This window comes from Enterobacter cloacae complex sp. EB5 (assembly GCF_031432835.1).
Lineage (GTDB): Bacteria > Pseudomonadota > Gammaproteobacteria > Enterobacterales > Enterobacteriaceae > Enterobacter > Enterobacter hormaechei_C.
In genome coordinates this window covers 312,661-336,666 of record NZ_CP133860.1, presented here as the reverse complement: position 1 = coordinate 336,666, position 24,006 = coordinate 312,661, and the positions used below count along the sequence as shown (strand labels likewise).

The 24,006-nt window shown below is 58.0% G+C and carries 25 protein-coding genes, 1 tRNA gene, 1 pseudogene and 1 riboswitch; of the genes and pseudogenes, 12 read left to right on the top strand and 15 right to left on the bottom strand.

Features of this window, described 5'->3' with window-relative positions:
- Window positions 1-158 precede the first annotated feature (158 nt).
- Entirely contained in the window at window positions 159-1,772 is a 1,614-nt protein-coding gene (locus RHN82_RS01790) for a mechanosensitive ion channel family protein (protein WP_047051689.1), read from the top strand.
- Between the two features lie 40 nt (window positions 1,773-1,812).
- On the opposite strand, the gene RHN82_RS01785 is transcribed toward RHN82_RS01790, so the two are convergent.
- On the bottom strand, window positions 1,813-2,331 hold the full coding sequence (locus tag RHN82_RS01785; RefSeq protein ID WP_047051688.1) for a LuxR C-terminal-related transcriptional regulator: 519 nt from the start codon (window positions 2,329-2,331) through the stop codon (window positions 1,813-1,815).
- A gap of 254 nt (window positions 2,332-2,585) precedes the next feature.
- Between RHN82_RS01785 and RHN82_RS01780 the strand changes: the two genes are divergently transcribed.
- Window positions 2,586-2,673: transfer RNA gene (locus tag RHN82_RS01780), tRNA-Ser, on the top strand.
- 42 nt (window positions 2,674-2,715) lie between these two features.
- Here RHN82_RS01780 and RHN82_RS01775 read toward each other — a convergent pair.
- On the bottom strand, window positions 2,716-3,717 hold the full coding sequence (locus RHN82_RS01775) for a magnesium transporter (RefSeq protein ID WP_015570882.1): 1,002 nt from the start codon (window positions 3,715-3,717) through the stop codon (window positions 2,716-2,718).
- A gap of 60 nt (window positions 3,718-3,777) precedes the next feature.
- Window positions 3,778-3,947, bottom strand: a riboswitch (M-box (ykoK) riboswitch).
- Between the two features lie 159 nt (window positions 3,948-4,106).
- On the opposite strand from RHN82_RS01775, the gene RHN82_RS01770 reads away from it, so the two are divergent.
- The gene (locus RHN82_RS01770) at window positions 4,107-4,610 is read left to right on the top strand and encodes a DedA family protein (protein ID WP_047051687.1); all 504 of its coding nucleotides are present in this window, start codon (window positions 4,107-4,109) and stop codon (window positions 4,608-4,610) included.
- Window position 4,611: 1 nt separating this feature from the next.
- Here RHN82_RS01770 and RHN82_RS01765 read toward each other — a convergent pair whose 3' ends face one another.
- Window positions 4,612-5,361, bottom strand: coding sequence for an SDR family oxidoreductase (locus RHN82_RS01765; protein ID WP_047051686.1), 750 nt, complete (start codon window positions 5,359-5,361; stop codon window positions 4,612-4,614).
- Window positions 5,362-5,461: 100 nt separating this feature from the next.
- On the opposite strand from RHN82_RS01765, the gene RHN82_RS01760 reads away from it, so the two are divergent.
- On the top strand, window positions 5,462-5,821 hold the full coding sequence (locus RHN82_RS01760) for a helix-turn-helix domain-containing protein (protein ID WP_040117469.1): 360 nt from the start codon (window positions 5,462-5,464) through the stop codon (window positions 5,819-5,821).
- 71 nt (window positions 5,822-5,892) lie between these two features.
- Here RHN82_RS01760 and RHN82_RS01755 read toward each other — a convergent pair.
- Window positions 5,893-5,994: pseudogene (locus tag RHN82_RS01755) on the bottom strand (winged helix-turn-helix transcriptional regulator); the annotation flags it as partial.
- A gap of 152 nt (window positions 5,995-6,146) precedes the next feature.
- Between RHN82_RS01755 and agp the strand changes: the two are divergent.
- Window positions 6,147-7,388, top strand: coding sequence for a bifunctional glucose-1-phosphatase/inositol phosphatase (gene agp / locus RHN82_RS01750; RefSeq protein ID WP_047051685.1), 1,242 nt, complete (start codon window positions 6,147-6,149; stop codon window positions 7,386-7,388).
- 32 nt (window positions 7,389-7,420) lie between these two features.
- Here agp and RHN82_RS01745 read toward each other — a convergent pair whose 3' ends face one another.
- A complete protein-coding gene (locus RHN82_RS01745; protein WP_006809324.1) occupies window positions 7,421-7,648 on the bottom strand; it encodes a YccJ family protein in 228 nt (75 codons plus the stop codon).
- Between the two features lie 18 nt (window positions 7,649-7,666).
- Window positions 7,667-8,263, bottom strand: coding sequence for an NAD(P)H:quinone oxidoreductase (wrbA, locus tag RHN82_RS01740; RefSeq protein WP_006809323.1), 597 nt, complete (start codon window positions 8,261-8,263; stop codon window positions 7,667-7,669).
- A gap of 391 nt (window positions 8,264-8,654) precedes the next feature.
- On the opposite strand from wrbA, the gene RHN82_RS01735 reads away from it, so the two are divergent.
- The 4 genes from RHN82_RS01735 to RHN82_RS01720 all read left to right on the top strand — a co-directional run bounded on the left by RHN82_RS01735 (window position 8,655) and on the right by RHN82_RS01720 (window position 10,719).
- Window positions 8,655-8,825, top strand: coding sequence for a general stress protein (locus tag RHN82_RS01735; protein ID WP_001273664.1), 171 nt, complete (start codon window positions 8,655-8,657; stop codon window positions 8,823-8,825).
- Window positions 8,826-8,941: 116 nt separating this feature from the next.
- The gene (locus RHN82_RS01730) at window positions 8,942-9,847 is read left to right on the top strand and encodes a DMT family transporter (RefSeq protein ID WP_047051684.1); all 906 of its coding nucleotides are present in this window, start codon (window positions 8,942-8,944) and stop codon (window positions 9,845-9,847) included.
- Window positions 9,848-9,921: 74 nt separating this feature from the next.
- On the top strand, window positions 9,922-10,191 hold the full coding sequence (locus tag RHN82_RS01725) for a DUF1778 domain-containing protein (RefSeq protein ID WP_001303459.1): 270 nt from the start codon (window positions 9,922-9,924) through the stop codon (window positions 10,189-10,191).
- A gap of 6 nt (window positions 10,192-10,197) precedes the next feature.
- A complete protein-coding gene (locus RHN82_RS01720) occupies window positions 10,198-10,719 on the top strand; it encodes a GNAT family N-acetyltransferase (protein WP_032670168.1) in 522 nt (173 codons plus the stop codon).
- A 58-nt stretch (window positions 10,720-10,777) separates the two neighbouring features.
- On the opposite strand, the gene rutG is transcribed toward RHN82_RS01720, so the two are convergent.
- The 7 genes from rutG to rutA are packed head-to-tail and all read right to left on the bottom strand — an operon-like array spanning window position 10,778 to window position 16,212.
- Window positions 10,778-12,100 (bottom strand): pyrimidine utilization transport protein G, encoded by a 1,323-nt coding sequence (rutG, locus tag RHN82_RS01715; RefSeq protein ID WP_048982825.1) that lies wholly within the window; start codon window positions 12,098-12,100, stop codon window positions 10,778-10,780.
- Between the two features lie 21 nt (window positions 12,101-12,121).
- Complete coding sequence (rutF, locus tag RHN82_RS01710) at window positions 12,122-12,613, bottom strand: NADH-dependent FMN reductase RutF (protein WP_047052688.1); 492 nt, start codon at window positions 12,611-12,613, stop codon at window positions 12,122-12,124.
- A gap of 12 nt (window positions 12,614-12,625) precedes the next feature.
- Window positions 12,626-13,216 (bottom strand): malonic semialdehyde reductase, encoded by a 591-nt coding sequence (locus tag RHN82_RS01705; protein ID WP_047052687.1) that lies wholly within the window; start codon window positions 13,214-13,216, stop codon window positions 12,626-12,628.
- A gap of 9 nt (window positions 13,217-13,225) precedes the next feature.
- Window positions 13,226-14,026, bottom strand: a complete 801-nt coding sequence (gene rutD, locus RHN82_RS01700; protein WP_047052686.1) for a pyrimidine utilization protein D — start codon at window positions 14,024-14,026, stop codon at window positions 13,226-13,228.
- A 7-nt stretch (window positions 14,027-14,033) separates the two neighbouring features.
- Window positions 14,034-14,420 (bottom strand): pyrimidine utilization protein C, encoded by a 387-nt coding sequence (gene rutC / locus RHN82_RS01695; protein WP_032670161.1) that lies wholly within the window; start codon window positions 14,418-14,420, stop codon window positions 14,034-14,036.
- Window positions 14,421-14,431: 11 nt separating this feature from the next.
- Window positions 14,432-15,121 (bottom strand): pyrimidine utilization protein B, encoded by a 690-nt coding sequence (gene rutB / locus RHN82_RS01690; RefSeq protein WP_047052685.1) that lies wholly within the window; start codon window positions 15,119-15,121, stop codon window positions 14,432-14,434.
- Window positions 15,121-16,212, bottom strand: coding sequence for a pyrimidine utilization protein A (gene rutA, locus RHN82_RS01685; protein WP_047052684.1), 1,092 nt, complete (start codon window positions 16,210-16,212; stop codon window positions 15,121-15,123). The genes rutB and rutA overlap by 1 nt, the downstream gene beginning before the upstream one ends.
- 245 nt (window positions 16,213-16,457) lie before the next feature.
- Between rutA and rutR the strand changes: the two genes are divergently transcribed.
- Window positions 16,458-17,096: an HTH-type transcriptional regulator RutR gene (gene rutR / locus RHN82_RS01680; RefSeq protein WP_023324433.1), complete on the top strand. Its 639-nt coding sequence runs from the start codon at window positions 16,458-16,460 to the stop codon at window positions 17,094-17,096.
- On the opposite strand, the gene RHN82_RS01675 is transcribed toward rutR, so the two are convergent.
- Together RHN82_RS01675 and putA are read right to left on the bottom strand one after the other, a co-directional pair.
- Complete coding sequence (locus RHN82_RS01675) at window positions 17,093-17,488, bottom strand: lysozyme inhibitor LprI family protein (protein ID WP_045911602.1); 396 nt, start codon at window positions 17,486-17,488, stop codon at window positions 17,093-17,095. The two genes, rutR and RHN82_RS01675, sit on opposite strands and share 4 nt — an antisense overlap.
- A gap of 100 nt (window positions 17,489-17,588) precedes the next feature.
- On the bottom strand, window positions 17,589-21,551 hold the full coding sequence (putA, locus tag RHN82_RS01670) for a trifunctional transcriptional regulator/proline dehydrogenase/L-glutamate gamma-semialdehyde dehydrogenase (RefSeq protein WP_047052683.1): 3,963 nt from the start codon (window positions 21,549-21,551) through the stop codon (window positions 17,589-17,591).
- A gap of 422 nt (window positions 21,552-21,973) precedes the next feature.
- Between putA and putP the strand changes: the two genes are divergently transcribed.
- On the top strand, window positions 21,974-23,482 hold the full coding sequence (gene putP / locus RHN82_RS01665) for a sodium/proline symporter PutP (RefSeq protein ID WP_047052682.1): 1,509 nt from the start codon (window positions 21,974-21,976) through the stop codon (window positions 23,480-23,482).
- A gap of 76 nt (window positions 23,483-23,558) precedes the next feature.
- Window positions 23,559-23,978: a DUF3574 domain-containing protein gene (locus tag RHN82_RS01660; protein ID WP_047052681.1), complete on the top strand. Its 420-nt coding sequence runs from the start codon at window positions 23,559-23,561 to the stop codon at window positions 23,976-23,978.
- Window positions 23,979-24,006 lie beyond the last annotated feature (28 nt).

The following is a 24,006-nucleotide window of genomic DNA, read 5'->3' as shown; positions in this document are numbered from 1 at the left end:
ATTGTTATGTTATAACATAATACATATATTGTGATTGAGAGCAACACGCTCACCGTCGCTTGTTGCAGAAACGAAAGGCTGGACTATTCTCAACATACCCACCTGGCATTCGCGGGTTGCCTGAAAAATAACAAGATTTCTGACCTGGGGTAGTGAGGATGAAAAAGATCCTGCTCGCGTTTGCGTTCTGTTTTGCCGCCCTGAGCGCCTTCTCATCGTATCCCGCAGAGCCCCGCCAGGCGCCTACGGAGCAGGAGCGCGCCCGAACGGTCTATATCTTCCATCAGCCCATCGTCATGCTTCAGGCTAAATTTGGCCTGACCACGCCGGAAGAGCGCGTTTTACGCATCCGCAACACCCTGCGCAATTTTACCGAGGCGGATGTGCGTGAGCCGCTCAGCATCGTTCCCGTGACCCGCTATAACCAGCAGGGACGGCTGATAGTGATGAACGGTAAACCTGTGATGCTGCTGACCGAAGGGGATTTGGACGAAGGCGACGATCTTACCCTCGATCAGGCCGCACAGCGCGTGCTGGCGCGCATGGAAGCGCAGAGGATGGCGCTGCGCGATCAATACGATACCGGCTGGCTGGCGCTGTCGACGGTAAAAACAGCCGCTGGCCTGCTGGCGCTGTTGCTGCTCTGCTATGGCGCGTGGCGATCCTGGCGCTGGTTCCGGCGCGTCTACCGTCGGCGTATTGTGGAGAACCGCAGCCGGGTGCCGCAAAGCTGGCGGCGGTACATTGGCGCCATTGAGATTCGGCTTTACGCCTTGCTGATGTTCCTGCTGGGGTTTATCGGCTTTTACGTCTGGCTGAGCTGGGCATTCAGTCTGTTTCCGTGGACGCGGGTGTGGGGCACGTCGCTGGGAGACTGGACGCTTCGCGTGGTGCAGCAAATCGCCCTGGCGATTGTCTCGGCCTTGCCGGGGCTGACGATTGTGCTGATCATTTTCCTCATTACCGCTTTTATTCTGAAGCTTCTTAAGATGGTGCTGAATCAGGTGGAGGCTGGTCGTCTGCAACTTCCCGGCGTACATCCGGAAACCGTGGGGGCCACCCGTAAGCTCATTTCCGTTGCCGTCTGGCTATTTGCTCTCTCCGCCGCCTGGCCGTTTCTTCCCGGTGCAAACTCGCTGGCGTTTAAAGGTATTAGCGTTTTCTTCGGCCTGATGTTAACGCTGGGCTCGGCGGGGGTGATGAACCATGCCATGAGCGGTCTGGTCCTGATTTACTCCCGCGCGCTGCGCAAAGGCGATGTCATTCGGGTGGCGGATAACGAAGGCAAGGTCAGTGAAATTGGCATGCTTGCGACCAAAATTATTACCCGGGAAAATTATGTCGTTACCGTGCCCAACGCGGTGGTGGTGAGCGGTAAGATCACCAACCTGAGCGCGCTACAGCCCGATGGCAGCCTCAATCTGACGGTCAGCGTCACGATCGGTTATGACACCCCATGGCGTCAGGTGCATGCCATGCTGGAGCTGGCCGCGAAACGGGCAAAAGGGATTGACCTTTCCGAGCCGCCGCTGGTACGCCAGTTAGGGTTAATGGACTGGTATATCGCTTACGAATTGCAGGTCCGTCTGCTGCCCGAACAGTCCCTCGCGGTTGCCCGCAATGAACTGCATAGCCAGATACAGGATGTGTTTAACGAATTTAACGTGCAGATCATGTCCCCGAATTTTGTTATGCAGCCAGAGGGCAGCGTAATGGTTGCCAAAGAGAACTGGTATACCGCGCCAGCCAAACCCCCTCAGGGCGAAACGTGACGACCCGGTTTTTCCGTGGCAAGGCAAAATGTTACAGCTTTTAATCGACGATCGCCGATTTTACACGGGTCATCGCCAGAATGTTTTTTGAGCGCATATTTAATTTCTCGAGGATCCTCACGCGGTAGGTGCTGGTCGTTTTTTGTGACAGTTGCAGCTTTTTCGCGATCTCATGGTTTTCCAAATGAAACAGCTTCAGCACGTCATATTCGCGTCGCGTAAAAGAGTGTGTTCTGAGCGCCCGGTAAAAGCGCATCAGCTGCTGAAAAGGGTGAGCAGTAAAATGCATCGACGAATAGATAATATTATCGATTCTCACCGCACGGTTGGCTTCTATCTCATGCATCAGGACAATGTAATCACGCTTAACTTTTTTGACCTGCCGAATGGTTTTATTGCGTGACTTATCCTGTTCAATCGCAATGATAAAATCCATCGCCTGATCGACCCCATCAAGGTCGTGAATATCCGCGTCATCGCGAATCAAATGGGTCGATGTCAGGGCGCTTGATACGCCCTGGCAAAGGTAGTAGTTATCACTGATAAATAAAAAATTCATAATCGTCGTTAAATAAAGTCATGGCTAATCTCTTATCGCAGTGATCCACGGTTAATGGGTGTTGTACTAAAAAGAGTCTAAATGACCACCTGCGAATCTAATAAACGTTATGAATGTAAAAATAAATGTTTACATTTTAGCCAGCCGATGACGAAGAAATCAGCGGGGCGGAAGGGGACGACGCAAGACGTGTAACGTTATGCAATTTCGTGCTTTACATCATGCTCAGAGATGTTTATAGTGCGCCTCACTTTGGAAGCGTGGCCGAGCGGTTGAAGGCACCGGTCTTGAAAACCGGCGACCCGAAAGGGTTCTAGAGTTCGAATCTCTACGCTTCCGCCAAATTCGAAAACCCTGCGATAGCAATATCGCAGGGTTTTTTCGTTATTCCAGCCCCAGCGTATACTGCGCGATTTTGAAGTAGATAATCAGCCCGGTGCCGTCGATGAGCGTGGCGATAAACGGTGCGGAGACCACCGCCGGATCGATTTTGCAGCGTTTCAGTACCATCGGGATCACCGACGAGACGATGGCGCTCCACAGCGTAATGCAGACCAGCGTCAGGCTGACGATGAGCGTGATTTCCATCCCAATGCCCATCATCCAGGCGCGAACGCAGCCCGCCAGACCCAGCGTGGCGGCAATCATTAACGAGGTGCTGATCTCTTTGCGCAGCACGCGACCCACATCGCGAAGGTGGACCTCACCCAGCGCCATGGCGCGCACCAGCGTCGAGGTGATCTGCGTCCCGCTGTTTCCGCCGGTGCCAATCAGCAGCGGAATAAAAAACGCCAGCGCGATGGCAGATTCCAGTGCCTCTTCAAAATGCTGGATCACCGAACTGGTATACGCTTCCGCAACAAACAGCAGCAGCAGCCAGACGGAGCGTTTCTTCCACAGGCTGAAGGCGCTGGTTTCCAGATAGGGTTTTTCCAGCGGCAGCGTCGCCCCCTGAAGCTGGGCATCTTCAGTAACGTCATCTTCCAGCAGATGGGCGATTTCACGCTCGGTAAGGCAGCCCACCAGCTTGCCGTGGGTCACCACCGGCACCACATCCGCACCCGCGTGCGCCAGCAGCCCGGCAACATCCGCCCGCTCATCTTCCGGTTTGAGCTGAATAAAATCCGATATCATCAGCCCCTTAACGGGCTGCACGGTGTCCGTGGCCTGCAACAATTTGCGTACGGCGATCAAACCCGCGAGGCGACCGTTATCTTCGATAAAAATATGCGACGGAATATCATCATCTTTTAATTTTTCAAAGAACTGCTCGCGTGCCAGAGCTACGCATAATGAAATATCGATAACGATAAAATCGGTATTCATATATTGCGCGATGGCGCTGTCATTAAAAGCCAGGTTTTGGTTGTGAATAGCATAAGACATAGTAGATTCCCTTTGAATAATAAAATCTCTCAGGGGCGAGCAAGACAGGGCATGTCGGAAAGGAGATCCCCACGTCCTGGGTTCAGCACTGTACACCGTATCCCGCAAGGGAAGTTATACTGACAAAGCCTTGATTCGACAGTGCCTGTTTTACCCTGTGCCGGTTCTCTCGAACCCACCAGAGCGATAACGTGTATTTGTACAGGAGCCTCGCCATAACGAGATCGTTGTAAAACGAGAGGGATAATACGCCTGTTTAAATTTAGCGCTCAGAAAATTAAATAATGTTTAAGAACGGTTTAGATAAATCTTATTCATAAAATGTTGAGGGTTTATTTAAGGTTATTCATTTTAAATGGAGAATTAAATTATTAACGGTGGAGGGGAAAATGGCATGGGTTGATAACCTGCTGAATCATTTTGCGCTGTATCCGGCACATCTGTTCGCGCTGTTATTCGTGATGGCGCTGAGCAAATCGACGGTGCTGATCTCCTCCGTGCTGCCGCCTGCGTCGGTGATGCTGCTGGCGGGCATTACCGTCAGCCAGGGGAGCATGCATCCTGTGATGGTGTGGCTCGCCGTAGTGATGGGGGCAACGGCAGGTTCGATGCTGAATTACCATATCGGCCAGCTGATGGGGCATACCCGGATGGTCACGCGCTTCACCTCAAAGCATGCCAATAAGTTCCTGCGGGTCCAGCATCAGCTGCAAAAGAACGGGGTCATCGTGCTTTTTACGTCGCGCTTCCTGGCGGTGTTGCGTTACATCGTCCCGCTGGCGGCCGGGATGCTCAGGCTGAACGCCGTCAAGGTCTACGCCGTCAGCCTGCTTTCCGCCTGTGCGTGGGCGGCGCTGTATGTCGGTGCGGTCACCGGCATCAGCGCCTTTTGAATTACAGGCTCCCCATTCCGCCGTCCACCAGCAGCTCCGTTCCCACCGTGTAGCTCGACTCGTCGGACGCCAGATAGAGCGCGGCTTTTGCCAGCTCGGTCGTCGAGCCCATTCTGCCCAGCGGCACCAGCTTGATGACCTCTGCCATCATCGCGTTAAGCGCCTCGTCGCTTAAGCCCGTTTTCGTGAACGCCGGGGTTTCCACCGGACCGGGGCTCAGGCCGTTGACGCGGATCCCGCGCGGCAGCAGCTCCGCCGACAGCGTGCGCGCCAGCGACAGCAGGGCGGCCTTGCTCGCGGCATACACGCTGCTGGTGGGCAGGCCGATGCGCGCGCTCACGGAGCCGCAGAGGATCACCGAGGACGGGTTATTCAGCAGCGGCAGCAGCGCCTGAATTAAAAAGAACGGTCCCTTCAGGTTGATGTTCATCAGACGGTCCCAGGTCTCTTCCTGCCAGGCTTCCAGCGGCGCATGCGTCACGTCACCGGCATTGAGAAAGACCGCGTCCAGGCGTGGCCAGCGGGCGGCGAGGGTCTCCGCCAGCGCTTTTTGCGACGAAATATCGCCTGCGTCGGTTGGGATCACCCAGGCCTTATCGCCCAGAATGCGCTCTGCTTGGGCGAGGGTGTCCGGGTTGCGTCCGGTCACGGCGACGCGTGCCCCTTCGGCGATAAACGCCTGCGCGGTGGCGAGACCGATACCGCTGGTGCCGCCGGTAATCAACGTATACTTATCGGTTAAACGACCCATGTTCTTCTCCTGAAATGTCTCTGGAGAAAGCACTATAGAAACGTTAGTATCGAAAGGAAACCAGGTACCAAATGGATACTAACGAGGCAAGAGGTGTGAAATGGCAGAGATGCTGGAAGCGTGCTGCGAAAAAAAATCTGAGGCGTATACCTGCCCGATGACGCAGTTTGTGAACCTGATTTCCGGTAAGTGGGCGATCCCCATTCTCTATCGCCTGATTGTGTTCAATACACCCGTTCGCTTTGGCGATCTGCTGCGTGCCGCTGCCCCTATCACCCAGAAAGAGCTGACGAAGCAGCTGCGCCTGTTTGAGCAACGCGGGCTGGTGACGCGAACGGTCTACCCGGAGATCCCGCCACGCGTGGAATATCAGATCACCGAGCTGGGGCTAACCCTTCAGGACGCACTCTCGCCGCTGGCCGCCTGGATGAGCGAGTACGGCGACCAGCTTCAGCGTTAGGCTACTGTTTTACGTAGCGCGGTGCCAGAATGCCGGTGCGCGCACTGTTGAACAGCTCAAGGCGCGCCGCTCCGTAGCGCGTCGCGAACAATCAGCAGCGACCACCAGTCGCCGATAATATCCAGCGAACGGGCGACGGGGCAGGTGCTCTCTTCAAGGCGGGTCCGTTTCACAGCGAATTCTCCGGTGGGGTATGGTTTTTTTATAAAACTCATCGGCACACGCCGTAAGCACGTTAATCATCAGTTTGAGAAATGCTTCCCGAAAAACCTGTCACGGATCTGTCACACTCAGGGCGACATTAAAAACGTGTGAGGAATTAGGGATGAGAAAAGCACTACTCGCAGTTGCCGTTGCAGGTACCCTGTCCGTGACCTTTGGCGCACAGGCGCAGGACACGCCGGATGGCTATCAGCTGGAACAGGTGCTCATCATGAGCCGCCACAACCTGCGCGCGCCGCTTGCCAATAACGGCAGCGTGCTGGAGCAGTCCACGCCGAAGCAGTGGCCGGAGTGGGACGTCCCGGGTGGACAGCTCACCACCAAAGGCGGCGTACTGGAAGTGTATATGGGTCACTATATGCGCGAGTGGCTGGCAGAGCAGGGGATGGTGAAGGCGGGTGAATGCCCGCCAGCGGATACCGTCTATGCCTACGCCAACAGCCTCCAGCGCACCGTGGCGACCGCGCAGTTCTTTATCACCGGCGCGTTCCCGGGGTGCGATGTTCCTGTGCATCACCAGGAAAAAATGGGCACCATGGACCCCACCTTCAATCCGGTCATTACCGATAACTCTACTGAGTTTCGTGAGAAAGCGCTGAAAGCGATGGAGACGGAACGGCAGAAAATGCAGCTGGATGAAAGCTACAAACTGCTGGAACAGCTGACAAACTACAGCGACTCGCCGTCCTGCAAGGAAAAAAAAGTCTGCTCCCTGACGGAGGCGAAAGATACGTTCAGCGCCGATTATGAAAAAGAGCCGGGCGTCTCCGGGCCGCTGAAGGTGGGTAACTCGCTGGTGGATGCGTTCACGCTTCAGTATTACGAAGGCTTCCCGACAGACCAGGTGGCCTGGGGGGAAATCAAAACCGATCAGCAGTGGCGCGTGCTGTCGAAGCTGAAAAACGGCTATCAGGACTCGCTGTTTACGTCGACGGAGGTGGCGCAGAACGTGGCTAAACCGCTGGTGAAGTACATTGATAAAGCGCTGGTGACCGACCAGGCAAAAGCGCCAAAAATCACCCTGCTGGTGGGGCACGACTCCAACATCGCCTCGCTGCTGACCGCGCTGGACTTCAGGCCTTATCAGCTGCACGACCAGCAGGAACGCACCCCGATTGGCGGTAAAATTGTCTTCCAGCGCTGGCATGACAAAAACACTAATCAGGAGCTGATGAAAATTGAGTATGTCTACCAGAGTTCAGATCAGCTGCGTAACGCCAGCGTACTGTCACTGCAATCCCCTGCGCAGCGCGTGACGCTGGAGCTGAAGGGCTGTCCGGTGGATGGCAACGGCTTCTGTCCTGTCGATAAATTCAATGCGGTAATGAATAACGCGGCGAAATAGAAGATAACCCCCCGCGCGGGCGGGGGGAACGTTCAGACGTTTTTACGCTCGATGGTTTGCTCGCCCCAGAACAGCGAGTCTTTGTCGGTTTTTTCGAAGGCGCGAACCAGCACTTCATCGTTGCCTTCTTCCCAAATCTGCTCAGCCAGCTTTTCGTCATAATTGGCGACTTCAAAGATGGCTTCGGCAATCTCCGGAGAGGTATTGCGTAAACTTGCCCATTCGCCCACGTGGTGAGCTTTGGATTCTTGAGTTGGCATACTTGTCCTCCTGTTGGGTTAGCCGTTCAGTTTTTTGGCAAGACCCGCGACGTATTCACCCTGATAGCGGGCGATTGAAAGTTCTTCATTGCTTGGCTGACGTGACCCATCCCCACCGGCAATGGTTGTCGCGCCATACGGTGTCCCGCCACGAACCTGGGAAACATCGAACAGTTCCTGCGCGCCGTAGCCAATCGGCACAATCACCATCCCATGATGGGCAAGGGTAGTCCAGGTGGAGGTGATCGTCTGCTCCTGGCCACCGCCCGTGCCGGTAGAGCTGAACACGCTGGCCAGTTTGCCGTATAACGCGCCGGAGGCCCAGAGCCCGCCCGTCTGGTCGAGGAAGGTGCGCATCTGGCCGGACATATTGCCGAAGCGGGTTGGGGTGCCGAAGATAATGGCATCATAGTCCGCGAGCTCCTGCGGGGTGGCGACCGGGGCGTTTTGTGTTTTACCCCCGGCTTTGGCGAAGGCTTCCGCCTGCATGGTTTCCGGTACGCGTTTAACCACGACCTCAACGCCGTCTACTCTGTTTGCGCCTTCTGCTACTGCGTGAGCCATGGTTTCAATGTGTCCATACATGGAATAATAGAGCACCAGAACTTTTGCCATTTTGCATCACTCCTCGTTGGTTTTTCTTACAGCGGATCGCTGCGTTCCTTTAAAGATATGACATCACAGCCAGACTGCAAAAATGAACGGCATTTCTTTGATATATAACAATATCTTTTGGTTACGCGCCTTGTAGCAAAATGAAACAACTTTCGCGGCGCGGATTTTTCAAAATATAAGAATGGCTTATGAATGACTTCCCCGATATTTCATACGAAAGGCTGAGATCATGTTGCAGAATATTACCTCTCGCTTGCCGGATAGCCGCATTACACTAAGCTTAGTTTCACGCGGCACAGATAAAGGCACTATCCTTGAGCCGCGAGGTGAAAGAATCCTCTTTTACTGAATGCAATATGATGTCTAATGTTTCACACTCTGGAGGTTAGAGATGGCAAACCATCGTGGTGGTTCAGGTAATTTCGCTGAAGACCGTGAAAGAGCATCAGAAGCAGGTCGTAAAGGTGGCCAGTCTAGCGGGGGCAACTTTAAAAACGACCCTCAGCGCGCATCAGAGGCTGGTAAAAAAGGGGGTAAAAATAGCCACGGCAGCAACAAGTAGTACGCCGGGTTAACTCCCTGCCGCCGGGTTTCCCGGCGGTTTTTTTATGTCTGCTGCATTGAACTGTCATCAAAGGCATCGCACACTACAGGATTGATTCTTCGTGCTGGTGTCCCATGTCCGTTTCCCGTTTTACCTTCTCCATTAAGCCTCAGGAAGCGATCCTGATTTTGATCACCATGTTCTGGGGCGGAACCTTTCTTGCCGTTCAGTACGCGGTCACGATGAGCGATCCGTTTTTCTTCGTGGGGCTGCGCTTTGCAACCGCGGCGATTGCCGTGGCGCTTATTTCGCTGAAAACCCTGCGCGGGTTGACCCTGAGAGAGCTTAAAGCGGGTGTAGCCATTGGCGTGGCGATTGCCATGGGCTACAGCCTGCAAACGTGGGGGCTCCAGTCTATCTCCAGCAGTAAATCCGCCTTCATCACCGCCATGTACGTACCGCTGGTGCCGCTATTGCAGTGGCTGTGCCTCGGCAGAATGCCGGGGCTGATGTCGTGCATTGGCATCGTGCTGGCGTTCATCGGTCTTATTTTATTAGCCGGGCCGGAAAATAATCTGCTGGCGCTGGGGCCGGGGGAGATCATCACTCTGGTGGGGGCCGTTGCCATTGCGGCAGAAATTATTCTGATTAGCGCCTGGGCAGGAAAAGTGGACGTCAAGCGGGTGACGGTGGTGCAGCTTGCCACCGCGTCGCTGGTGGCGTTCGCGACGATGGTGCCGGCAGGGGAGTCCGTCCCGCCGATGTCTTCCGGGCTTATCGTCGTGGCGCTGGGGCTGGGCATTTTCAGCGCCATTATCCAGGTCACCATGAACTGGGCGCAGCGCAGCGTATCCCCGACACGGGCGACGGTCATTTATACCGGTGAACCGGTGTGGGCGGGTATTTTCGGGCGACTCGCCGGGGAGCGTCTGCCGCTGCTGGCGCTGGTAGGCGCGGCGTTTATTGTTCTCGGCGTGCTGGTGAGTGAGTTAAAGCTCAGAAAGCGTCGGAATGCGGTGAACGATTTAACGGCCGAATAAGCTTTTGATTGAAATAAAGGGCAGGTTTAACTACGATGTGTACGGATGAAAACCGTACACGATAAATGAAAACCATGCCAGCACTCAAAAAACAGCGTATCGATCTTCGCCTGTCGGACGAAGACAAAACAATGATTGAAGAAGCGGCAGCGATGACCAACCAAACGATCACCCAGTTTATGGTGAACAGTGCGTCAGAGCGTGCTGCCGAAGTCATCGAACAGCATCGGCGTCTCGTATTAAACGAAGCCTCATGGAATGCCGTTATGGATGCCATCGACAATCCGCCAGAGCCAAATGAACGCCTGAAGCGAGCGGCGAAACGTCTTCGAAACATGGAGTGAAGCGTCGTGGCAAATCTCACGATCGAAATGTTATCAGAGGGAACCGATTACGATTTCGGCGATTTCGATTGTGGTGAACCCTCGCTAAATGCCTTCCTTACCGAGCACCTGGTACGTCAGCACGGCGGGCGTATTTTACGCGGCTACCTGCTTAAAGAACGCGACCATCCGCGTGTCCTGGGCTATTACACACTCTCGGGAAGTTGCTTTGAAAAAGCGATGCTTCCTTCAAAGACTCAGCAGCGCCGCATCCCATACAGCAACGTCCCCAGCGTGACGCTGGGGCGTCTGGCTGTCCATAAAGAACTACAGGGAAACGAGTGGGGAACAACGCTTGTCACACACGCTATGCGCGTTGTTTATCTGGCGTCGCAGGCTGTTGGCGTCCACGGAATTTTTGTGGATGCGCTTAACGAACGGGCCAAACGATTTTATCTGAAGCTGGGGTTTATCCCGCTGGCAGGTGAAAACAGCAGTTCGCTGTTCTTCCCCACGCAATCTATCGAACGACTGTTTGAGCAGGCGTGATCGCTCTTAAGGAACATGCACGTCGGGTAAGGCGTCGCCGTCACCCGACGTGTAGATTTCACGGATCCTGAGTCGCCACGGCGCCCTGCGGCGCGGCAGCCATCCGGCGGCTCAGCAGGGCGTTGAGCAGGATCGCGCCGAAGGTCGCCGTGCCAATCCCGCCCACCGTAAACCCGCCCAGCGTCAGGGCGAAATCACCCGCCCCCAGCACCAGCGTCACCGCCACCATGATCAGATTACCGTTCTGGCTCAGATCAACATGATTCTGCACCCAGATACGTGCCCCCGCGACGGCAATCAAACCAAATACCACAATCGAGGCGCCGCCAATCACGGGTGCCGGGATGGTGTGGATCAATGCGCCGAATTTCGGAGAAAAGCCGAGCAGCATCGCCATCACCGCCGCCGCCACGAAGACCAGCGTCGAATAGACTTTGGTCACTGCCATCACGCCGATGTTTTCCGCGTAGGTCGTCACGCCGCTGCCGCCGACCGAGCCGGAGAGCATGGTCGCCAGGCCGTCTCCCACAAACGCCCGTCCCATATACGGATCCATATTGCGCCCGGTCATTCCCGCTACGGCTTTCAGGTGGCCCAGGTTTTCAGCCACCAGAATCACCGCGACAGGCGCGATGAGCATCATCGCCTGAGCGTTAAAGGTGGGTGAGGTCATCTGCGGCAGGCCGAACCAGGCGGCCTGGTGAATCAGTGTGAAATCAACCGGTTTGCCGAGGCCGAACACGTTCGCCAGCAGCGCGTAGACCAGACAGGCCGCAATCAGCCCGACCAGGATCAGCAGCCGTTGGATCATGCCGCGCGTAAAGACCGCCACCACGCCGATGCACAGCACCGTAATCACCGCCATCCAACTTTCAAACGGTGAGCCGGAAACGCTCTTCACCGCAATCGGCGCGAGGTTCAGGCCTATCGCCATCACCACCGCCCCGGTGACGACGGGGGGCATCATCCGCTCGATCCAGCGTGTGCCGACTTTCATCACCACCAGACCGGTCAGGGTGTAGACCAGCCCACAGGCGATAATGCCGCCGAGGGCCACGCTCAGGTTGGGGTTAATACCCTGACCGTTAAACCCGGTCGCTGCAATAACCACCCCCACGAAGGCGGCGCTGGAGCCCAGATAGCTGGGCACACGTCCGCCGGTGACAAAAAAGAACAGCAGGGTACCCAGACCCGACATCAAAATGGCGAGGTTAGGATCCAGCCCCATCAGCATGGGCATCAGCACCGTCGCACCAAACATCGCGACCGCGTGCTGCACGCCCATCACCATTGTCTGCCCGAGCGGGAGCCTTTCATCCGGCGCGACCACGCCTGCTTCTGTGGAGGTCGATTTCAACTGCCAGTGGGGAAGTCCGAACATGATCTGTCTCCTGAATGCGGATTAACAGGCGGGTCGCATAAGTGCGTGATAGCCGCGGTCGAACCACACCAGCCCTTGCGGCGCCGGGTGGCGTACGATGGATACAATGTCGCAAAACAGAATGTCGTGAGTGCCAACGCTCACCACCTGGCTGATGCGGCAGTCGAACGAGGCCAGCGCATTTTCCAGACGCGGGCAGCCCGTGTCGCCTGTCTGCCAGCGGGCAGCGGCAAAGCGTTCCGCCATCGGTGTTTTCCCGCCAAACAGGTTGGATAACGGCTCCTGTCCGGCACTCAGCGTGTTAACGCACAGGGTGCGGTTCTCGCTGAAAATCGGCCAGACCGACGCGCCGCGGTTCAGGCACACCAGCAGGGTAGGCGGGGAATCCGTAATGCTGCATACCGCGCTGGCGGTGAAGCCCGCCATTCCCGCCGGGCCGTCGGTGGTGATGATATTGACCGCTGCGCCGACGCAGGCCATAGCGTCGCGAAAGGTTTGTTTATCCGGTGTCATCACGTTCGCTCCTTACGCCAGCCCGCAGGCATCGTCAAAGGCCAGACGCGGCAGGCGTCCGTACAGTTTGGTCGCATCGCCGTAGCCGATGTTGATCAGCAGATTGCTTTTGAGCAGCGTGCCCGTGAAAAAGGCCGCGTCCACTTTTTCCCGGTCAAAACCGGACATCGGCCCGGTGTCCAGCCCGAGCGCGCGGCAGGCGAAAATCAGGTACGCGGCCTGCATTGAGCTGTTGCGAAAGGCGGTCTCTTCCGCCAGCGCGGGGCTTGCGGTAAACCAGCTTCTGGCATCGCCGTGCGGGAACAGTTCAGGCAGGCGCTCATAAAACTCGCTGTCCCAGGCGACAATCGCCGTGACCGGGGCAGTGAGCGTTTTCTCCAGGTTGCCGCTGGAAAGCGCCGGGCGGAGCTTCTCTTTTCCTTCCGGGCTTCGCACAAACACAATGCGCGCCGGTGAGCAGTTGGCGGACGTCGGCCCCCATTTCATCAGGTCATAAATCTCGCGCAGCGTCTCGTCACTGACCGGTATATCCAGCCAGCCGTTATGGGTACGTGCGCCGGTAAACAGCGTTTCCAGCGCGGCGGGCGTGATGGCTTCGCTCATTCAAGCTCCTTACAAAGCGGGTTCTGGGCTGTGCAGCAGGCTCGCAAGCCCGTTCAGCAGCAGAGTGTTAAAGATGTCCGGCGCGGTCACGTTGCAGGCATGCCCGCCCTGGCGCATGACCGTTTTGCGGGCGTGCGGGAGGGCGGCGTGCAGTTCAGCGGAGCAGACGGACGGCACCAGCAGATCGTCGGTGGAACAGATAATCTGCACGGGGCAGCGAACGCGTGCCGCGTGGCGGCTAAAATCGGCCTGCTTCAGGGCATGCAGCCTGCGCAGCAGATTGGCTTTGCCCTGAAAGTGGGCCAGCGCCAGCGCGTCCTCGGCCTCCAGCCGCGGGGCGCGGGCGGCCATCCAGTCTGCCGGGTAGAGGAACAGCGGCTGTGCCTCTACCCACGCCTGCGCGCCGCCCGCATGCAGCAGGCGTTCGCGAACGTCAAAACAGCGGCGGGTATGGGCATTGAGGGTCAGCCAGCAGTTGACGCAGACCAGCGCGGTGAGGGCGTCGGGCTTATCGATAGCCAGCCGCAGGCCGACCAGCGCCCCCAGCGCGTGACCGACCACGCAGTAACGGGCGATCCCGGCCCCGGCTAACGCCAGCGCGAGCTCGTCGGCCATGTGTGCGAGGGTGTAGTCTTCCGGCAGGGTATCCGGGTTATTCCCCGTGCCCCGCTGGTCGTAGCACACCACCTGATACTCCTGCCCCAGCACGGCGAGCTGCGGCAGCCAGTAGTTGCCGCTGCCGCCGAGTCCGGCAATCAGCACCACCACGGGCGCGCCCGCAAAGGGGGGCGGTGAAATGGACAGTTTCATGGCCGCCTCACTTCGCGATGTGTGCAACGGTGGCAATTTCAACCAGCGCTTCGGGCTTTACCAGCCCGCACTGGATGCAAAACCGCGCCGGTTTATCGCCGGGGAAGAACTCCGCGTAGATTTCGTTAATCGCGGCGTAGTTTTTCCAGTCGGTGATAAAGATGCTGTTGAAGGTCACGTCCTCCAGCGTGCCACCCGCCGTTTCGATCACGGTTTTGATCGTCTCCAGCACGTGGCGGGTTTGCGCCTTTGGGTCATCGATAAACACCACGTTGTTGTCTTTATCAAACGGCAGCGTGCCTGAGACATACACCACGCCGTCGGCGAGGGTGCCGGGGACAAACGGGGCAATCGGGGTGCTGGTGCCCGGCGGAATAATCACGGATTTCGGCATAGCGGTTCTCCTCAGGCGATGCGGGCGAGCGGGGGATCCAGCGCGTCGCAGAAATCATTGACGTTACTGACCCAGCCAAAAAAGGTTTCGATATTGAACAGGGCGGCTTTCTGGGCAAAATCCGGCCCGGCCTGATGGGTGGCATCCTCCAGCACCACCCCAAAATACTCGAGGAAAAAGCCGTCGCGCAGGGTCGACTCCACGCACACGTTGGTGGCGATGCCGGTGAACACCAGATGACGAATGCCCCGGCTGCGCAGCAGGCTGTCGAGCGGGGTATTGAAAAAGCCGCTGTAGCGCGGTTTCGGCAGCACGATATCGCCGGGTTCCGGTACCAGCTCATCTACCAGCTGATAATCCCAGCCGCCTTTCGCCAGCAGCGAGCCCTGGAGTTCGGGCCGTTGGCGCATGGTTTTCAGGGCGTTGGATTTGTGAAAGTTGGGGGAACCGGGACCGCCAGCCTCGACGTACTGGTCGTCCCAGCCGTTCTGGAACCAGACGATCAGCATGCCCGCAGCACGCGCGGCGCTCACGGCGGTTTTGATGTTCTCAATCACCGGCTGCGTGGTGGAGACGTCAAACCCGGCCAGATCCAGATACCCGCCTTTACTGGCATAGGCGTTTTGCATATCCACCACGATCAGCGCGCTGCGCTGCGCGTCAAAGGTAATGGCTTCCGGGCGAGCGTTAAGGGTCGTCATTACGCTACCTCCTTCGTCACGGCAGGGATGTGGGCGCGGCACTGCATCAGCGGCTGAATGCGCTCGCCGAAGGTTTCCACGCCGGTGAGAAAATCATCGAAGGTCAGCAGCACGCCTTCGGCGCCGGGCACGGCAGCCACTTCGTCGAGCATTCTGGCGACGCTGGCATACGAGCCAACCAGCGTGCCCATGTTGATATTGACGGCAGACGTCGGGTCGGCCATCTGGCGCACATTGGTGTCCGCGCCGGAGCGGGTATCTTTCTGGCTCTGCTCGGTCAGCCAGCGCAGCGCGTCGTCATCCGCGCCGCCCTTGTATCGTTCCCATTTGGCGCGCGCGGCGTCGTCGGTTTCGTCGGCAATCACCATAAACAGCACGTAGGAGCCCACTTCGCGCCCGGTTTTGTCGGCGGCCGCTTTCATACGTGCCGCGGTGGGCGCGAAGGCGGCAGGGGTGTTAACGCCTTTGCCGAAGCAGAAGTTAAAGTCGGCGTATTTCGCGGAAAATTCCATTCCCGCGTCGCTCTGCCCGGCGCAAATCACCTTCATCGGCACCGACGGCTGCGGGCTGACGCGGCAGTCGTTCATGGTGAAGAAGTCGCCTTTGAAATCGCTTTTGCCGGTGCCCCACAGATCGCGCAGCACCTGCACATATTCAGTCAGGTAGTCGTAGCGACGGGAGAAGTAATCGTCCCCCGGCCAGATCCCCATCTGCTCGTACTCCGGCTTTTGCCAGCCGGTGACCAGGTTAACGCCAAAGCGCCCGCCGGAGATGGAGTCGATGGTGGAGGCCATCCGCGCCACGATTGCCGGGGGAAGGGTAAGGGTGGCGGCGGTGGCGTAAATCTGGATGCGCGAGGTTACCGCCGCCAGGCCCGCCATCAGGGTGAAAGACTCCAGATTGTGGTCCCAGAATTCGGTCTTACCGCCGAAACCGCGCAGCTTGATCATCGAGAGCGCAAAGTCGAAGTGGTAGTGCTCCGCTTTCTGCACGATGGCTTTATTCAGCTCAAAGGTCGGCATGTATTGCGGGGCAGTGGTCGAGATAAGCCAGCCGTTGTTGCCGATCGGTACAAATACGCCAATTTTCATCACGAACCTCTCTTCATTACGTCGCAGGTGTCACGGTGTTTTTGCAAAGGGAATGCCAGTTTTGAAAATTACTTTGTTATCAAGGTGTTAAATGATGGTTGTAAAAATTAACAGCGAAAATGTGGACTAGCTGGTCAAAATCATTGCACAGAAAACAGGCACTCATGCGCGCTGAGGGTGCAGAAGGTCGTGGCGAGACGGGGGTTTTGCTATGCTGAGCGCAGGACAGAAAATGGAGAGCGGAAATGACACAAGGCGCAGTGAAAACACCCGGTAAACGTTCGCAGGCGGTGAGCGCCAAGAAACAGGCCATCCTCAGCGCCGCGCTGGAGACATTTTCGCAGTTTGGTATTCACGGCACGCGCCTTGAGCAGGTGGCCGAGCAGGCCGGGGTCTCCAAGACCAATCTGCTCTACTACTACCCGTCGAAAGAGGCGCTGTATGTGGCGGTGATGCAGCAGATCCTGGATATCTGGCTCGCACCACTTAAAGCATTTCGCGAAGAGCTGGCCCCGCTGGTGGCGATAGAGGAGTACATACGCCTGAAGCTGGAGGTGTCGCGTGATTACCCGCAGGCATCAAGGCTGTTCTGTCTGGAGATGTTGCAGGGCGCGCCGCTGTTGCAGGCGGAGCTGACGGGAGATCTAAAGCAGCTGGTGGACGATAAATCAGCCATTATTGCCGGATGGGTCGCCAGCGGAAAACTGGCGCCCGTCGATCCGCATCATCTGATCTTCATGATTTGGGCCTCAACCCAGCACTACGCTGACTTCGCGGCCCAGGTCGAGGCGGTGACCGGTAAAACGCTCCAGGACGAGGCGTTTTTCCAGAGCACCCTGGAAAACGTACAGCGGATGATTATCGAAGGGATCCGCGTGCGCTAGTTCCCCGGCGGAAGAGGGCAGCTTAAGTCGCCCTCTTCACACTGCATCAGCGTGGCCAGAAACGCTTCGCGCTCCGCGGTTTTCTCCGCCAGACACTGGTTAACGATCATTGGCTGAACGCTCCCGCCTTCCGTACCCGAACCGATAAACGCACAGTCCGCATCGCGCAGGTTGATCCACGCCTGCTGCGCCTTTTTCAGCAGATCGCGCTGAGGCGCTGCCGCACGTTTGATGGCGGCCTGATACGTCTCGTTGAGCTTTTTATCGGCGGCCTGGTACTGCTGCGCGCTACAGGTGTTCAGTTCAAGCTGGGTGGTCGCGTTGTCGCACTCGTCGGCCAGCGCGCTGGCGCTCATGAGCAGGGCTGCACCTGCGAGAAATACTCTTTTCATCATCCCCTCCATGTAAAAAAGCCGGATACGCTGTGCTTATCCGGCCTGGGCTGTTTTGTCGCCCCGGTAAGCGTAGCGTCACCGGGGAGAGTTTACACGATTAACCGATTGTCATCAGGCTGGCGTTACCGCCCGCCGCCGCGGTGTTGACGCTGAGCGAGCGCTCAACGTACAGGCGCTCCAGCAGCAGGTTGGTCTCCCCGCGGGCGAAGCCCTGCACCGAGACAATCGCGCCGCTGCGGGCCGCCACCTGCTCGCACAGTTCGCGCAGCTGGTCAGAATCACCGTGGTAGATCACCGCGTCAAACGGCTGGGTCAGCAGGGCATCGGCCTTCGCAAAGCGAATGCGGGCCGAGACCGCTTTTGGCAGCTGTTTGGCGAGGTCGCGATGCAGGGCATCTTCCGGCCACAGCACCTCACAGCCCGTTGCCGTTGCGGCTGCCAGCTGCACCAGCGCATCCTGCTCGTTATCCGCCACGCACAGCACACGCTCGCGCGGCATCAGCGTCCAGGTGTTGCGCTCACCGGTTGGACCCGGCAGCAGACGCTGTGTTCCCGCCTGCGCCAGCTCGCCGTACTGCTGTGCAATCGCACGCAGCTCGGGACGATTTTCAGCCCACTTAATCAGCGCGTCCAGCGGCTGGGTCAGCACGGCTTTCACCTGCGCATCCACCGGATATTCAGCGTCCTGACGCGCCAGCGTCACGCCTAGCGCATTTTCCGGACGGTTTGCCAGCAGGCGGTACAGATAGAGCGGACCGCCCGCTTTCGGACCGGTGCCGGAGAGACCTTCACCGCCGAACGGCTGCACGCCCACGACCGCGCCAACCATGTTGCGGTTGACGTACAGGTTGCCGACTTTGGCAGTGCCGGTCACCTGGGCAATGGTTTCGTCGATACGGGTATGCACGCCAAGCGTCAGGCCGTAACCCGAGGCGTTGATCTGATCGATCAGCTCGTTGAGGTTGTTACGGTTGTAGCGCACCACGTGCAGTACCGGACCGAAGACCTCTTTTTTCAGCTCGTCGAAGCTTGCCAGCTCAATCAGCGTTGGCGGCACGAAGGTGCCGGTCTGCCACTCGCGGGCATCTTCGCTGTTCTCGCGCACCGCCTGGAACACCGGACGGCCTTTGGCACGCATGGTCTGAATGTGGTTTTCAATGTTGGCTTTGGCTTCCGCGTCGATCACCGGCCCGATGTCGGTGGTGAGACGGCCCGGGTTGCCCATGCGGCATTCCGCCATCGCACCGCGCAGCATCTTCAGCGTGTGGTCAGCCACGTCATCCTGTAAGCACAATACGCGCAGGGCGGAACAGCGTTGGCCCGCGCTGTCGAAGGCAGAGGCCAGCACGTCAACGACGACCTGCTCGGTGAGCGCGGAGGAGTCCACGATCATGGCGTTCATGCCGCCGGTTTCAGCGATCAGCGGGGTAGGACGGCCCTGCGCATCCAGACGGGGGGCGATGTTGCGTTGCAGCAGGGAGGCCACTTCGGTCGAACCGGTAAACATCACGCCGCGCACGCGGTTATCGGAGGTCAGTTTGGCGCCGACCGTTTCACCGCGCCCTGGCAGCAGCTGCACCACGCCCGCCGGTACGCCCGCTTCCAGCAGAATGTTAATGCCCTGGGCGGCAATCAGCGGGGTCTGCTCTGCCGGTTTTGCCAGCACGCTGTTGCCTGCGGCCAGCGCCGCGGCAATCTGGCCGGTGAAGATCGCGAGCGGGAAGTTCCACGGGCTGATACACACCACCGGGCCGAGCGGACGGTGGGTTTCGTTGTCGAAATCATCGCGCACCTGACCCGCGTAGTAGTGCAGGAAGTCGACCGCCTCGCGCACTTCGGCGATGGCGTTGCTGAAGGTTTTACCCGCTTCACGCACCAGAATGCCGATCAGCTGCTGCATCTGATCTTCCATCAGCACCGCCGCGCGTTCCAGAATGGCGGCACGCTCCTGCGGCGGGGTGGCAAACCAGATTGGCGCGTTGTTCACCGCGCTCTCCAGGGCCTGCTCCACTTCCGCTTCCGTGGCTTCGCGCACGTAGCCGACGATATCCTTCGGCTCTGCCGGGTTGATCACCGGCTGCATTTCACCGTCCTCAACGGACTGCTCAAGGATCGGTTTGGCCTGCCACTTCTGCAATGCGCTGTTAAGCAGGGCGGAAGAGAGCGACGCCAGACGGTGTTCGTTGGCGAGATCCAGACCCGCCGAGTTGACGCGACCTGCACCATACAGCTCGCGCGGCAGGGCAATCTTCGGATGCGGCAGACCAATCTGGCCCTCCTGCGCCGCCATCTTCTCAACGGCCTGTACCGGGTCGGCCACCAGTTCGTCCAGCGGCAGGGTGGTGTCGGCGATGCGGTTAACGAAGGAGGTGTTCGCCCCGTTCTCCAGCAGACGACGCACCAGGTAGGCCAGCAGGGTTTCGTGTGTCCCAACCGGGGCATAAATACGGCACGGACGGTTCAGCTTGCCGTCCGCCACTTTACCGGTGACCTGCTCGTACAGCGGTTCGCCCATGCCGTGCAGGCACTGGAACTCGTACTGGCCCGGATAGTAGTTCTGACCCGCGAGGCTGTAGATCGCCGCCAGGGTGTGGGCGTTGTGGGTGGCGAACTGCGGATAAATCAGGTTCGGCACGCCGAGCAGTTTTTTCGCGCAGGCGAGGTAAGAGACGTCGGTGTAGACCTTGCGGGTATAGACCGGATAACCTTCCAGACCTTCCATCTGGGCGCGTTTGATTTCGCTGTCCCAGTAGGCGCCTTTTACCAGGCGGATCATCAGGCGGCGACGGCTACGGCTTGCCAGGTCAATCAGGTAATCAATAACGAACGGACAGCGTTTCTGGTAGGCCTGGATGACGAAACCAATCCCGTTCCAGCCCGCCAGCTCCGGCTCGAAGCACAGTTTTTCCAGCAGATCGAGGGAGATCTCCAGACGGTCCGCCTCTTCGGCGTCGATGTTGATGCCGATGTCATACTGGCGCGCCAGCAGGGTCAGGGACTTCAGGCGCGGGTAGAGTTCTTCCATTACCCGATCGTACTGCGCGCGGCTGTAGCGCGGGTGCAGGGCGGAAAGCTTGATAGAGATGCCCGGCCCTTCATAAATACCGCGGCCGTTGGACGCTTTACCGATGGCGTGGATCGCCTGCTGGTAAGAGACCATGTAGGCCTGCGCGTCGGCGGCGGTCAGCGCCGCTTCACCCAGCATGTCGTAGGAGTAGCGGAAGCCTTTGTCTTCCAGCTTGCGGGCGTTCGCCAGCGCTTCGGCAATGGTTTCCCCGGTGACGAACTGCTCGCCCATCAGGCGCATCGCCATGTCCACGCCCTTGCGGATCAGCGGCTCGCCGCTCTTGCCGATGATGCGGTTCAGTGAGCGCGACAGGTTGGCTTCGTTATGGGTGGAGACCAGCTTGCCGGTAAACAGCAGGCCCCAGGTGGCGGCGTTAACGAACAGGGACGGACTGCGGCCAATGTGGGAGTGCCAGTTGCCGTTGCTGATTTTGTCGCGGATCAGGGCGTCACGGGTGGCTTTATCCGGAATACGCAGCAGCGCTTCCGCCAGACACATCAGCGCCACGCCTTCCTGCGAGGAGAGGGAGAACTCCTGCAACAGACCCTGCACCATACCGGCGCGTCCGCTGGCGGTTTTCTGATTACGCAGCTTGTCGGCGAGCTGATACGCCAGGCTGTGCGCCTGAGCGGCAACGGCTTCCGGCAGGCGCGCCTGCTCCAGGAGCATCGGCACGGCGTCGGTTTCGGCACGGCGGTAGGCGCCGGTAATGGCGGCGCGGCTGACGGACTGCGGCAGGATCTGCTCGGCAAATTCCAGGAACGGCTGGTGGTTCTCTTCAACGGCCGTCGCGGCCTCTTCGCTTTCGTTCGCTGCGCCCGCCAGCAGGGCAGGCAGCTCCGGCAGACCTTCTTCGCTCTCCAGTCTTTCCAGATAGTTAAAAATCGCCTGCTTGATTAACCAGTGCGGTGTGCGGTCAATGCGGGTCGCAGCGGTTTTAATCCGTTCGCGGGTAGCGTCATCCAGCTTAACCCCCATGGTGGTCATCCCCATGCCAAAACTCCTGTTGTTCTGTAGTAGCGTTCTGTTGATAGCGTGAAATATCCACCATGTTGCAACTTTGTGCAACCGTGTTAAATGTGACCTGGTCTGCAAGCTGAAAAATGAATGGATTGTTAACGATTAGTTAGCTGTGAAAAAGAACGTGGGGTCGTTTCTGAGCCCAGTTTTTATGCGGTGCTTAACACTTTTTAAAGGTGCAACCCGTAAAAGCGTGAGCGAGTGCAACCTATAGGAAAGACGTATAAAACCAGGGATGAAATTCATGTAAATGCAGTGTTAAATCGTTTGTCAGTGGGATGCGTATACGGCAGGATAGCGCGCCCAACGGAAACACATACACACATCACTACGTTCCGGTGATGACATAACAAGGCAACCCGGACGGTTGTCGCTCGACATTTTGGAGAATTTGAATGGCTATTAGCACACCGATGCTGGTGACATTTCTCGTTTATATTTTTGGCATGATCCTGATAGGGTTTTTGGCATGGCGTTCCACTAAAAACTTTGACGACTACATCCTCGGCGGGCGCAGCTTAGGCCCGATGGTCACTGCACTCTCTGCGGGCGCTTCCGACATGAGCGGCTGGCTGCTGATGGGGCTGCCGGGCGCGATTTTCATCTCCGGTATCTCCGAAAGCTGGATCGCCATCGGCCTGACCGTTGGCGCGTGGATCAACTGGAAGCTGGTGGCAGGCCGTCTGCGCGTGCACACCGAAGCCAACAACAACGCCCTGACGCTGCCGGACTACTTCACCGGACGCTTTGAAGATAACAGCCGTATCCTGCGCATTATCTCTGCGGTGGTGATCCTGCTGTTCTTCACCATCTACTGTGCCTCCGGCATCGTGGCGGGCGCGCGCCTGTTCGAAAGCACCTTCGGCATGAGCTATGAAACGGCGCTGTGGGCCGGTGCGGCCGCGACCATCCTCTATACCTTCGTGGGCGGATTCCTGGCGGTAAGCTGGACCGATACCGTGCAGGCGAGCCTGATGATCTTCGCCCTGATCCTCACTCCGGTGATTGTCATTTTCACCGTCGGCGGCTTTGGCGAATCGCTGGAAGTGATCAAGCAGAAGAGCATCGAAAACGTCGATATGCTGAAAGGGCTGAACTTCGTCGCCATCGTCTCTCTGATGGGCTGGGGCCTGGGCTACTTCGGCCAGCCGCACATTCTGGCGCGCTTCATGGCGGCGGATTCCCACCACACCATCGTTCACGCGCGTCGTATCAGCATGACGTGGATGATCCTGTGTCTGGCGGGGGCGTGTGCGGTCGGCTTCTTCGGTATCGCGTACTTCAACAACAACCCGGCGCAGGCGGGCGCGGTGAACCAGAACGCCGAGCGCGTGTTCATCGAGCTGGCGCAGATCCTGTTCAACCCGTGGATTGCCGGTATTCTGCTCTCCGCGATCCTCGCTGCGGTGATGTCCACCCTTAGCTGTCAGCTGCTGGTGTGCTCCAGCGCCATCACCGAAGACCTTTACAAAGCGTTCCTGCGTAAGGGCGCGAGTCAGAAAGAGCTGGTGTGGGTAGGGCGCTTTATGGTGCTGCTGGTTGCGCTGGTGGCGATTGCGCTGGCGGCAAACCCGGAAAACCGCGTCCTGGGGCTGGTGAGCTACGCGTGGGCGGGCTTTGGCGCCGCATTTGGTCCGGTGGTGCTGTTCTCTGTACTGTGGTCACGCATGACCCGCAACGGCGCGCTGGCAGGGATGATTATCGGTGCGGTTACCGTTATCGTCTGGAAACAGTTCGCGTGGCTAGGCCTGTACGAAATCATCCCGGGCTTCATCTTCGGCAGCCTCGGTATTGTGGTGTTTAGCCTGCTGGGTAAAGCGCCGTCTGCCGCGATGCAGAAACGCTTTGCGGAGGCGGACGCGCACTATCACTCAGCGCCGCCGTCTAAGCTCCAGGCTGAGTAAAAACATACCCCCTCACCCTAACCCTCTCCCCGGTGGGGAGAGGGAACAGACCGTTCACCAGTGTGAGTAATAATAAATGATGATTAAAACAGGGTTGATGGCGGCGGCATTCGTGATGCTGGCGGGCTGTAATTCACCAATGCAACGCGCGCCGGTAGAAACCTGCAAAGCGGATAACCAGATGCAGCAGACCACGCTCTATTTCGGCTTAAACCGTCCTGCCGGGGCGCAGATTACCGGCAGTGAGTGGCAACAGTTTGTCGACCAGGACGTGACGCCGCGCTTTCGCGATGGCTTAACGGTATTTGATGCGCGTGGGCAGTGGCTGGGTAACGATGGCAAAGTGGCGCGCGAACCCAGCAAGGCATTGATGCTGATCCACGGTAAAGATGCGCAGAGCGAGAAGAATATTGAAGCGTTGCGCGGGATCTATAAGTCACGTTTCGCGCAGGAGTCGGTGATGCGGGTCGACCAGCCGGTGTGCGTGCAGTTTTAATGAAAACGGCGGGATAACCCGCCGTTGT